Origin of the sequence: Devosia sp. Root105 (assembly GCF_001424865.1) — a bacterium.
Lineage (GTDB): Bacteria > Pseudomonadota > Alphaproteobacteria > Rhizobiales > Devosiaceae > Devosia_A.
On record NZ_LMCR01000018.1, the window covers coordinates 344,403 to 355,512 of the forward strand.

Consider the following 11,110-nt stretch of genomic DNA (forward strand, 5'->3'; position numbering starts at 1 on the left):
CGAGCCCCGTTTTTCGTCGGATCGATGAAAGACTTAGAGACCCGAGCCTGCCTTCCTGGCCTCGCTATCGAGGCCCCGGAAGCGCCTGGCAGGCAACGGTCTCACGGCGATCTTTATCGACAATTTGCACGCACTCGGCAACCCTCTTCCGCAAAAATCAGCAGAAAATGCCCGAAATCCTGACATAACAGTGTCTCTGCGCGCCGCGCGTCCGAACGTATTATTGACAAAATAGCTGTTTGCCATAGGTTGCGACAGCGATGGCGAAGCTTCTCCTCGCGAGAAAAGTCGCCTGGTCATGACACCGCGATCGGCCAGACCTCGGGAGGGGTCCGGCGCAGCAGCGCCAGCAAGGAAGAGAAATGAGCAGTTCTATTGACGTGAGCATTGCGGTTCACGCCGACCGTCGTACCGGGCCCTACAAGCCGCTCTGGAACTGGTTCGGCTATGACGAGCCGAACTACACCTATTCGGAGCACGGCAAGAAGCTGCTGCGCGAGCTGACCGAGCTCAGCCCCGAGCCGCCGCTTATCCGCACCCATAACCTGTTGACCAGCGGCGACGGCCTGCCGGCGCTGAAATGGGGCTCGACCAACGCCTATACCGAAGATGCCAACGGCAAGCCGGTCTATGACTGGACCGTGATGGACAAGATCTTCGACGCCTATGTCGAGGCGGGCAATATTCCGCTGGTGCAGATCGGCTTCACCCCCGAGGCACTGTCGGATTTCGACGGCGAGTACCGCCACCACTGGGCCCCCAACGACAAATACGCCACCATCACCACCGGCTGGACCGCGCCGCCGAACGACCTCAAAAAATGGGGCGACCTGATCGAGGCCTGGGCCAACCACATGGCCGATCGCTACGGCCGCGATGTGGTCGAGAGCTGGCCGTGGGAAGTGTGGAACGAGCCCGACGGCCACTACTGGACCGGCACCATCCCGCAATTCTGCGAAATGTACGATGTCAGCGCCAAGGCGGTGAAGCGCGCTCTGCCCAAGGCGCGCGTCGGCGGACCGCACGTCTGTGGCGGCTTCAACAGCCCGAAGGCCCAGACCTTCATGCGCGAGTTCCTGCAGCACGTGGTCGACCATAACTCGCCGATCGACTTCATCGCCTTCCACGCCAAGGGCAACCCGGTGGTCTACAAGGACCATGTGCGGATGGGCATCCACAAGCAGCTGAAGGATATCGACACCCATCTGGGGATCATCAACGAGTTCCCCTCGTTGCGGCACCTGCCGATCGTTATCGGCGAATCCGATCCGGAAGGCTGCGCCGCCTGCTCGGCCCGCTACCACCCGCAGAACGGCTATCGCAACGGGCCGCTCTACGGCGTCTATGTGGTCGAAAGCATGCTGCGCACCTATGAGCTGGCGGCGCGCGCCAACCTCACCATCGAGGGCGCCGTCACCTGGGCCTTCCTGTTCGACGACCAGCCCTGGTTTGACGGCTTCCGCGATCTCGCCACCAACGGCGTCGACAAGGCGGTGCTGAACGGCTTCCGCATGCTGGGCAAGCTCGGCGGCGACTGGCTGGAGACAGCGAGTACGCAGCGCCAGCCGCTGGCGGACCTGGTGGCCGATGGGGTGCGCGGCGCGCCCGACGTCAACGTCGTCGCCACCCGCGACGACACCGGCGTCAGCGTCCTCGTCTATCACTACCACGATGACGACGAGGCCGGCCCGAGCGCCGAAGTGACGATCACCGTCGACGGCTGGACCGGCAAGGCCCCCGCGCTCCGCCACTACCGCATGGACGAAACCCACTCCAACGCCTTCGGCGTATGGAAGGCGATGGGCAGCCCGCAGAACCCGACCAGAGCCCAATACGCCGAGCTCGAGGCCGCCGGCCAACTGGCCGAAATCGAGACCGTCGGTGCGGTGGCAGTCGACAACGGCAAAATCCTGCTCCGCACCACGCTACCCCGCCAGGGCGTCTCCCTGCTGCGGCTCGAGGCGTAACGCCGAGCAGCAGCGCGCGCCGTCCTCCCACGGCGCGCGCTCATCTTTTGGGGGCATCGGCCTCTCAATAATCCTCCCCCGCGTGGCGGGGGAGGATCACGGAGAGGCCGGTGTGCGCGCCCCTCAGCTCACGTGGCTCAGATAATTCCGCTTGCTCGGCTGCAGGTGGTCCACGCACAGCTGCGCCAGCACCCAGTTGTCGCTGCCCTTCAGCATCTCGATCATCAGCCGGTGGTGCTCGTGCGAGATCCGGAGTGAGGCCTTGTCGGCCATCGAGTTGGCGCGCACCGGCAGGCTGAGGCGCATGTAGAGCTCGATTGATTGCACCAAATGCGAGTTGCCGCAGGCGCCGAACAGGGTCAGGTGGAAGCGGTCATTGGTTTCATGCACGCCGCGCAGGTACCCCGCCTCGATGTGCTGGCCGTGTTCCTCGTGGATGGCGCTGAGCTCGGCGATCAATGCCGCGGGCGCCGGCAGCGGGATCCACAGCGCTGCTTGCCGCTGCAGCAATTCGCGCACGGCGTAAATCTCCTGCACCTCGCTTGGCGACAGCGAGCGCACGGTGGCGCCCTTGTTGCGCTCGCGCACCACGACGCCCATGCCTTCGAGCTGCACCAGGGCCTGGCGAGCGAAGTGGCGAGTCACCTCGAAACGGGCGAGCAGCATGTCCTCGGTGAGGCGGGTGCCCGGCGCCAGGCGGCCGAAGATGATGTCCTCTTCGAGCGCCCGCGCGATGGTGAGATCGTCGTGCTCGACGACGCCTGGCCTTATCTCGTCCCTGACCGTCAACTGGTCCTCCAACTGCTCGCGAAGCGCGCCACGTTAGCGCGGTTCGGCCGCCGGGTCGAACCGGCTGAGGCGGTAGATTTCCTCGACCAGCCGCAAGGTCCTGAGGTTATCCTCGGGCGCCGTCTCGAAGGGCTTGCCGGTGTCGAGGCCATCGAGGAAATGCCCGATCGCCGCGTCATACGAGCCCTGGTAGGTGGCATCGGGATCGAAGTCTTCCGCGCGGGGAACAGCGGCTTCGAGCCTGAGCGTCGCGCCCTTGAGCTCGACGGTACCACGCGTCCCGAAAATCCTCAGGTGATCGCGCGGCGCCGGCGGCGCTCCGGCGACCGCGAGGTTGCCGGTGACGTTGACCACCAGTCCATCGCTCGGCCGCCGCAGCACCACCGCCGCCACGTCTTCGGCGACGATTTCGGCATTGCTGCGTTCGAGCCGCGCCGCCACCACTTCGAGCTCACCGAGCAAGTAGCGCAGTGTATCGAGATGGTGGATCAAGACTTCCATGACGAGGAGGCGCGGCTGCGTGCGAAAGAACGGCTGCCGCACCAGCGCGGGCCGCAGCCCATCAGGGCCGGCGAGCATCCCAGACGACAGGAACTCGAAATTCACCTGCCTGATCTCACCGGCCGCGCCTTCGTCGAGCCAGCGCTTCAGCACCCGGTAATAGGCGCGGAAGCGCCAGTTCTCGTGCACCATCAGCCGGGTCGGCGGCGCGACGCCCGCGACCACCGCCTCGGCCTCGGCGAAATCGGTGCCGAGCGGCTTCTGGCAGAGGATATCGAGCTGCCGGGCGGCGGCCAGCCGCACCATCGCTGCATGCGTTTCGCGCGGCGAACAGATATCGACCGCATCGAGTTCTTCGGCCGCCAGCATCGCCTCGGCGCTCGCATAGCTGCCGGGGATACCGAACTCGGCCGCGCGCTGCGCCGTCGCCGCGGCCGACGGGTCGGCGATCGCCACCACCTTGGCGCGGTGGCGCTGCCGCCCCCAGGCGGGCAGATGGTAGCCAGTCACCCAGCCGGCCCCGATCATGCCGATGCGGCGAGTGGACACGCTCATCATTCCTCCGCGACTACTACGGCTTCACTGCCCCCTCGATGGCATTTTGTCAATAATCAACCAGTAGCGCAATCTATCGTCGCATCGGGTGCATATCCACGAATCGTTAGACAAAATGCGCCTGACGCCCGAGGTTTGAGCGATAACACCGCACATCTGCGACAGGTTGGCTGCGCTTGTTTATTGACAATCCATCGCGCGCCGCTAATTTGGAACGCCACAACGGCGCGTGTTTCGAGGCGCCGCCAGGAGGATTAAGTGCCGGACGGCCTTCGTCGCAAGCTGACCACATATGGGGACCAGGGCTTTTCGCTGTTCCTGCGCAAGGCCTTCATCAAGGCGATGGGCTATTCGGACGATGCGCTCGACCGGCCGATCGTCGGTATTGCCAATACCTATTCCGATTACAACCCCTGCCACGGCAACGTGCCGCAGCTGATCGAGGCGGCCAAGCGCGGCGTCATGCTGTCGGGCGCCCTGCCCATGGTGTTCCCCACCATCTCGATCCACGAGAGTTTTGCGTCGCCCACCTCGATGTACCTGCGCAACCTGATGGCGATGGAAACCGAGGAGATGATCCGGGCCCAGCCGATGGACAGCGTGGTGCTGATCGGCGGCTGCGACAAGACCCTGCCGGCCCAGATCATGGCGGCCGCCAGCAGCGATATCCCCGCCGTATTCCTCCCCACCGGGCCGATGGCCACCGGCCACCACAAGGGTGAGCGGCTCGGCGCCTGCACCGATTGCCGCCGCTTCTGGGGCCGCTATCGCGCCGGCGAGATCGACGAAGCCGAGATCAACGAAGTCAATAACCGGCTGGTCAGCTCGGTCGGCACCTGCACGGTGATGGGCACCGCCAGCACCATGGCCAACCTCACCGAAGTGCTGGGCCTCTGCCTGCCCCGCGGCGGTTCGGCGCCGGCCACCGAGGCCGAGCGGACCCGCCTCGCCGAGGAAACCGGCAGGCTCGCCGGGCGGCTCGCCGCCGAGGGCGGCCCGACCGTGCGCGAACTGCTGACCCCTGCGGCGCTCAAAAACGCCATGGTGGCGCTGCAGGCGATGGGCGGCTCGACCAATGCGGTGGTGCACCTCGCCGCCATCTGCGGCCGGCTGGGCATCAAGCTCGATACCGACCTGCTCGACGAAGTCGGCAAGCGCGTGCCGCTGCTGGTCGACCTGCAGCCCTCCGGCCAGCACTATATGCAGCAGTTCCACCAGGCCGGCGGCGTGCCGGCGCTTTTGAAAGAAGTGCGCTCCGAGCTCGATACCAGCGCCGCGACCATCCACGGCAAGACCATCGGCGAGGTGATCGACGCGGTGGTCGACGAGCCCGGCCAGACCATCATCCGCACCATGGCGGCGCCGCTGAAGCCGATCGGCACGCTGGCGGTGCTGAAGGGCAACCTCGCGCCACGCGGCGCCATCATCAAGCAGTCGGCCGCCTCGAAGACCCTGATGCAGCATCGCGGCCGGGCCGTGGTGTTCGAGAACACCGAAGACCTCGCCAACCGGCTCGACAGCGATGATCTCGACGTGAGCCCCGCGGATATCCTGGTGCTGCGCAATGCCGGCCCGAAAGGCGCGCCCGGCATGCCCGAGGCCGGCTACATGCCGATCCCGCGCAAACTCGCCCGGCAGGGCGTCAAGGACATGGTGCGGATTTCCGATGCCCGGATGAGCGGCACCGCCTTCGGCACCGTGGTGCTGCATATCGCGCCGGAATCGGCCGATGGCGGGCCGCTCGCCATCGTCCGGACCGGCGATTTCATCGTCCTCGACGTGCCGGCCCGCCGCATCCACCTCGATATCCCCGCCCAAGAGTTCGACCGGCGGATGGCCGCCCTGCCCTTGGCCAAGCCGGCGCCGCCCCGCGGCTATGCGCAGCTCTACCACAACCACGTCACCCAGGCCGACCAGGGCGCCGATTTCGATTTCATGCAGGACCAGGAGTCGTGAGCCTCACGGCAGCCGACGCGCCGCTCTGCCTGCCGCCGCGGCCGCTAAACCGCGCCCCGCGGGCGCTGCTGCCCGATGGCACGGTCGACACGCATTTCCACGTCTTTGCCGACGGCGTGCCGCTGGCGAGCCCGCGCAGCTACACCCCGCACGTGCGGACGCTTGCCGACTGGCAGGCCTACGCCGCCGCGGTGAACATCGCCCAGGGCGTGCTGGTGCAACCCAGCGTCTACGGCTTCGATAACAGCGTGCTGCTCGACGCGCTCGCCGCCGACCGGGCGAACCTCCGCGGTATCGTCGTGTTGCATCCCGAAACCGACAAGGCCGAGTTCCAGCGCCTCGATGCCCTGGGCGTGCGCGGCGTCCGCGTCAACACCCGCAACAAGGGCGGCCTGCCCTTCACCTCGATCGCAGCGCTTTCGGCCCGCATCGCCGATCTCGGCTGGATGCTGCAGTTCCAGGTGCGGCCGGCGCAGCTCGAGGAGATCGCCGCACTGCTGCCCGCCATCGCCTGCCCGGTGGTGCTCGACCACCTGGGCTTTCTCGACCTCGATGCCGCCGATGCCGGCGCCCAGCTGGCGAAGATCCAGCACCTGCTCGATGCGCCCGATTGCTATGCCAAGCTCTCGGCCCCCTATCGGCTGACCCGTGCTGCCGGCTCTCCTGCCTTTGCCGCCGCGGCGCGGCAGCTCCTCGCCTCGCACCCCGAGCGCCTGCTCTGGGGCAGCGACTGGCCCCATACCGAATTGTTCGATCGGATGCCCGACGATGCCGAACTGATCGAACTGACCCATGACTGGCTGGGGGACGAAAGCGTGGCGCATCAGGTGCTCGTCACCAACGCGCAAACGCTGTTCTTTTCCCGCTAGTTAGAGTTCTTTCTTGTCCCGGGGATCGAAGCTCGCATCACCTTCCCCCGCTGGACTGACCGGAGATTGAGGATGACCAGACTGACCGAAGCGGCGCGCGGCGTATACGTGATCGCGGTGACCCCGTTCGATGAGAACGGCGCGCTCGACCTCGAAAGCGTCGATCGCATGGTGGATTTCTACGAACAGGCCGGCGTCGACGGGCTGACGGTGCTCGGACAACTGGGCGAAGCACCGAAACTCACTGCCGAGGAATCAAAGCTCGTCGTCGAGCGGGTGCTGCGCCGGCTCGATGGCCGCCTGCCGGTGGTGGTCGGCGTCTCCGCCCCCGGCCTCGCGCCGATGCAGGAGCTCGCCACCGCCGTGATGGGCGAAGGCGCCGCCGGTGTCATGGTGGCGCCGCCCTGGACCATCAAGACCGACGACCAGGCCTATGGCTTCTACCAGTCGGTGGGCGAGGCGCTCGGCGACACGCCCTTCGTGCTGCAGGATTATCCGCTCACCACCAATGTCACGATCGTGCCCAAGGTGATCGACCGGATCATCAAGGATGTGCCCAACTGCGTGATGCTGAAGCACGAGGATTGGCCGGGGCTGAGCAAAATCACTGCCTTGCGCGCCTCCTCCGATAAGGGCGAAACCCGCCGCATCTCGATCCTTTGCGGCAATGGCGGGCTGTTCCTGCCCGAGGAGATGGGCCGCGGCGCCGATGGCGCGATGACCGGCTTCTGCTACCCCGAAATGATGGTCGGCGTGGTGCGCGAGCATGTGGCCGGCAACCTCGAGCGCGCCGCCGAACTGTTTGCAGCCTATCTGCCGCTCGCCCGTTACGAGCAGCAGCAGGGCCTCGGCCTCGCGGCGCGCAAATATGTGCTGGCGAAGCGCGGCGTCATCAAATCGGGCGCCCTCAGGAAGCCGCGTCCGGCGCTCTCGGCTCTCGATATCGCCGATGTCGAGCGGCTGCTCAGCGCCCAAACCAAACGCCTCAAGGAGATCGGCGCATGAAACTCGGGCTCGAAAACAAGAAGGCCCTGGTGCTCGGCGCCAGCAAGGGCCTCGGCGCCGCCATCGCCGTTTCGCTTGCCAATGAGGGGGCGCAAGTCATCGGCGCCTCGCGCAGCGTCGCCGAGATCACGGCGCTCAACCAGGCGCTCGACCCCGGCGCCACCGGCCGCATCACCGCCCTGCCGCTCGATCTTACCGACAAGGCGAGCCGCGACGCGCTGCTGCAGCAGGTACTGGCGGCTGATGGTGTCGATATCCTCATCAACAATACCGGCGGCCCTGCTCCCGGCGAGGCCCGCTCTACCGGCGCCGAAGCTTGGGCCAGCGGTTTTGACGCCATGGTGCTGAGCCTCATCGAGATCACCCAGGCCCTGCTGCCCAAGATGGTCGAGCGCCAATGGGGCCGCATCGTCACGCTGACCTCGTCGGGCATCGAATCCCCAATCCCCCGCCTCGCCATTTCCAACGGCCTGCGCGCCGCAGTGCTGGGTTGGTCCAAGACTCTCGCCGGCGAAGTGGCAGCCGACAATGTGACGGTCAACATCATCGTCACCGGCCGCGTCCACACCGACCGGGTCGACCAGCTCGACGAAGCCGCCGCCAAGCGCCAGAACCTCAGCCTCGACGAGGTCCGCAAAGCCTCGCTCGCCACCATCCCCGCCGGCCGCTACGGCAAGCCCGAGGAATTGGCCGACGTCGTCACCTTCCTCGCCAGCGACCGCGCCGGCTACGTCACCGGCGCCAAGATCCGCGTCGATGGCGGCATGATCCGTTCGGTGTAGGCCGAACCGCCAATCGCACAATGTCTATCTCGTCGCGTGGGGGAACTGCAGGCTAGCGTCGTGCCGGGTTCCCAACGTGGCAGATGAATGAGTACCACCCTCTCCGCCTATCTCGCCAAAATCGCGACCAACCCGAAGCTGGCTGTCGCTGCCTCGATCGTTGCCGATGTCGCCGCGGCCTCGGCCGAGCTCGCCCATGTGCTGCGCACCGCCCCGATCGCCGGACTGTCGGGGACGGCCGGAACGACCAACGTCCAGGGCGAAGCGCAAAAGCCCCTCGATATCGAGGCGAACCGCATCTTTATCGAGCGCTGCCGCGCCAACCCGGCCATCGCCTGGGCGGTATCCGAAGAGGAAGACCATCCCATCCGGCTCGCCGCGGGCGGAACGCACGGGCTGCTGTTCGATCCGCTCGACGGCTCCTCCAACCTCGACGTCAACGTCACGGTCGGTTCGATCTTTTCGATCATCCCGGCCACCGCCGAGGCCGACCTGCTGCAGCCCGGCAGCGCCCAGCTCGCGGCGGGTTTCGTCGCCTACGGCCCGGCGACCTCGCTGGTGCTGACCTTCGGCGAAACGGTCGAGCTGTTCGTGCTCTCGGGCCCCCAGTTCGAGCTGGTCGAGGCCGAGATCCGGATCCCCGAGGACATGCCGGAATTCTCGATCAACACCAGCCGCGAGCGGTTCTGGAACGCGGGCACCCGCCGCTATATCGGCGATTGCCTCGCCGGCGAACTCGGGCCGCTGGGCCAGCGCTACAATATGCGCTGGGTCGGCTCGATGGTGGCCGAAGTGCTGCGCATCCTCGGCCGCGGCGGCATCTTTCTCTATCCATCCGACAGCGAAACCGCCAAACGCGGCGGCCGGCTCCGGCTGCTCTACGAAGCCAACCCGATGAGCCTGATCGTCAGCACGGCCGGCGGCGGCGCCACCACCGGCCAGCTTGACCTGCTCGCCGTTCCCCCCACCGATATTCACCAGCGCATCTCGGTGGTGCTGGGATCCAGGCGGCAGGTCGACGAGTATGTCGGCTATGTCGCGGGCTAACGGAGCCGGTTGCGGAAGGCGCCGCTGGCGCTCTCCGCGATAGCTCTGCCAGCCGGGCGTTCTAGGTGCGCGACTTGAGGTACGCGTCGCCCTGCCTGGTCAGCTCGGTCATGATCACGTCGAGGCCGGCCGCGTCGGCAGCCTTCTTCAGCTTGTCGAGCCCGGCATCGACGTCGCCGACCCCGTAGAACAGCGGGTTGGCGTACTGCGTCATCACGTTGTTCATCTGCGCCGCGGCTTCCTTGACCGGGGTCACGTCGGCGATGAACGAGGCGAAGGTATCGGAGGTGAAGTTGTCGTAGTTCTGCGCCCAGCCGAACACCTTCTTTTCGGACTCGGTCATCGACGAGGTGAGGCGCTCGAGCCCTGCCCGCCACAGGATGGCATAGCTCGGGAAGCTATACGTGCTGAGCTGCTCGAAGCTGTTGTCGCCAACCGCCTTCCAGTCCGTACCCTCGATACCGAGGCCGACCAGATCGTGGTTCTCCTGCACCGAGAACCAATCCTGCAGCGCCATGGCGCGGTCGACATCGCCGCCATTGGCATTGACCACGATCATGTTGTCGGCCTGGAAGGTCTGCACCGGCTTGACGCCGCCCAGCGGCCCGCCAAACGGCAGGACCTGGCCCAGGGCCGCGGTCGGGACGGCGCGCTTCAATCCAGCCAGCCGGTTGGATTGGAGGCCATCGGTCATCGACCAGAGGCCCGCGAACCGGCCGGCCCCGAACTGGCTCTCGATCGTCGCCTGGTCGACGTTGAGCGCGTCGGCGTTGATGATGCCATCCTGGTAGTACTGGCGGATCTTGCGCAGCGCCTCGACGGTGCCGGCATCGTCCCACCAGGGGATCGGCCGCGACGAGCCCGTCGTTGCCGCATCCTTGTCGAAGTAGAAGCGCAGGCCTGACCCCGCCAGCGAGTACTGCATGGTGTAGGGATTTTCCCACGAGTACTCGTTGAACATGCCGGTAGGGGTCGCTACCGCCGTCTGCCAGCCGGTCTGCGACGCCAGGGCGAACGGGGTGACCCCCGATTCCTTCTCCTTGATGGCGTAGAAGAACTTCTCGAGCGTACCGAAGTCGTTGATTTCGGCGAAACCGTACTTCTCCGCCAGATCCTGCCGGATGCCGAAGTGCTGGATGCGGCCGGCGCTGTTGACCTGCGGGATGCCCCACAGCTTGCCACCCCAGGAATTGGCTTCGATCAGTTTGGGCGCGATCTGCTTTTTGAGGTTGGGCCACTTGTCGATCTGCCCGGTCAGGTCGGCGAGGGCGCCGCTCTGCTGCAGCTGGGCCATGTTGAGCCACAGGGCTTGCAGCGCCGTGTCGAACTGGGCGCCGGCGGTGAATTTCAGCAGCGACTGCTGGCCGTAGTTACTCCAGTTGATGAACTGCGCATCGAAGGTGAAGCCATGCTCCTCCATGAGCTTGGCATTGGCCTTGTCGAGCACGGCCTTCCAGTTGGTCGGCGCCTGCGAGGGCAGCAAGGCCACCGAGGTGCCCGAACTGGCGCCGAATGCCGGCGACAGGCCTGAAAAGGCCGTGGCCATGCCGGCGGCCCCGCTGAGGGCCATGAAGTGTCTGCGCGTGAGTCTCATGTTGGTCGTCTCCTCCTCATTTGTGCGACGGACTCAGGTGCCGTC

At 66.2% G+C, this 11,110-nt stretch carries 9 protein-coding genes; 6 read left to right on the plus strand and 3 right to left on the minus strand.

Going from position 1 to position 11,110, the window contains the following annotated elements:
- The first annotated feature begins 362 nt into the window (after nucleotides 1-362).
- Nucleotides 363-1,967, plus strand: a complete 1,605-nt coding sequence (locus tag ASC68_RS22010) for a beta-xylosidase (RefSeq protein WP_055884155.1) — start codon at nucleotides 363-365, stop codon at nucleotides 1,965-1,967.
- 123 nt (nucleotides 1,968-2,090) lie between these two features.
- On the opposite strand, the gene ASC68_RS22015 is transcribed toward ASC68_RS22010, so the two are convergent.
- Nucleotides 2,091-2,756, minus strand: a complete 666-nt coding sequence (locus tag ASC68_RS22015; RefSeq protein ID WP_055884157.1) for a GntR family transcriptional regulator — start codon at nucleotides 2,754-2,756, stop codon at nucleotides 2,091-2,093.
- A 33-nt stretch (nucleotides 2,757-2,789) separates the two neighbouring features.
- Complete coding sequence (locus ASC68_RS22020; RefSeq protein ID WP_055884159.1) at nucleotides 2,790-3,815, minus strand: Gfo/Idh/MocA family oxidoreductase; 1,026 nt, start codon at nucleotides 3,813-3,815, stop codon at nucleotides 2,790-2,792.
- Between the two features lie 255 nt (nucleotides 3,816-4,070).
- Between ASC68_RS22020 and ASC68_RS22025 the strand changes: the two genes are divergently transcribed.
- From ASC68_RS22025 to ASC68_RS22045, 5 genes are all read left to right on the plus strand, one after another.
- The gene (locus ASC68_RS22025) at nucleotides 4,071-5,768 is read left to right on the plus strand and encodes an IlvD/Edd family dehydratase (protein WP_055884162.1); all 1,698 of its coding nucleotides are present in this window, start codon (nucleotides 4,071-4,073) and stop codon (nucleotides 5,766-5,768) included.
- Nucleotides 5,765-6,637 carry an amidohydrolase family protein gene (locus ASC68_RS22030; RefSeq protein ID WP_055884165.1) on the plus strand — a complete coding sequence of 291 codons (873 nt, stop codon included), beginning with the start codon at nucleotides 5,765-5,767 and terminating at the stop codon, nucleotides 6,635-6,637. The genes ASC68_RS22025 and ASC68_RS22030 overlap by 4 nt, the downstream gene beginning before the upstream one ends.
- 72 nt (nucleotides 6,638-6,709) lie before the next feature.
- Nucleotides 6,710-7,642: a dihydrodipicolinate synthase family protein gene (locus ASC68_RS22035; protein WP_055884168.1), complete on the plus strand. Its 933-nt coding sequence runs from the start codon at nucleotides 6,710-6,712 to the stop codon at nucleotides 7,640-7,642.
- Nucleotides 7,639-8,424, plus strand: coding sequence for an SDR family oxidoreductase (locus ASC68_RS22040; RefSeq protein WP_055884171.1), 786 nt, complete (start codon nucleotides 7,639-7,641; stop codon nucleotides 8,422-8,424). The genes ASC68_RS22035 and ASC68_RS22040 overlap by 4 nt, the downstream gene beginning before the upstream one ends.
- A gap of 87 nt (nucleotides 8,425-8,511) precedes the next feature.
- Nucleotides 8,512-9,471: a class 1 fructose-bisphosphatase gene (locus tag ASC68_RS22045; RefSeq protein ID WP_055884174.1), complete on the plus strand. Its 960-nt coding sequence runs from the start codon at nucleotides 8,512-8,514 to the stop codon at nucleotides 9,469-9,471.
- 61 nt (nucleotides 9,472-9,532) lie between these two features.
- On the opposite strand, the gene ASC68_RS22050 is transcribed toward ASC68_RS22045, so the two are convergent.
- A complete protein-coding gene (locus ASC68_RS22050) occupies nucleotides 9,533-11,065 on the minus strand; it encodes a DUF3502 domain-containing protein (protein ID WP_082528374.1) in 1,533 nt (510 codons plus the stop codon).
- Nucleotides 11,066-11,110: the final 45 nt, after the last annotated feature.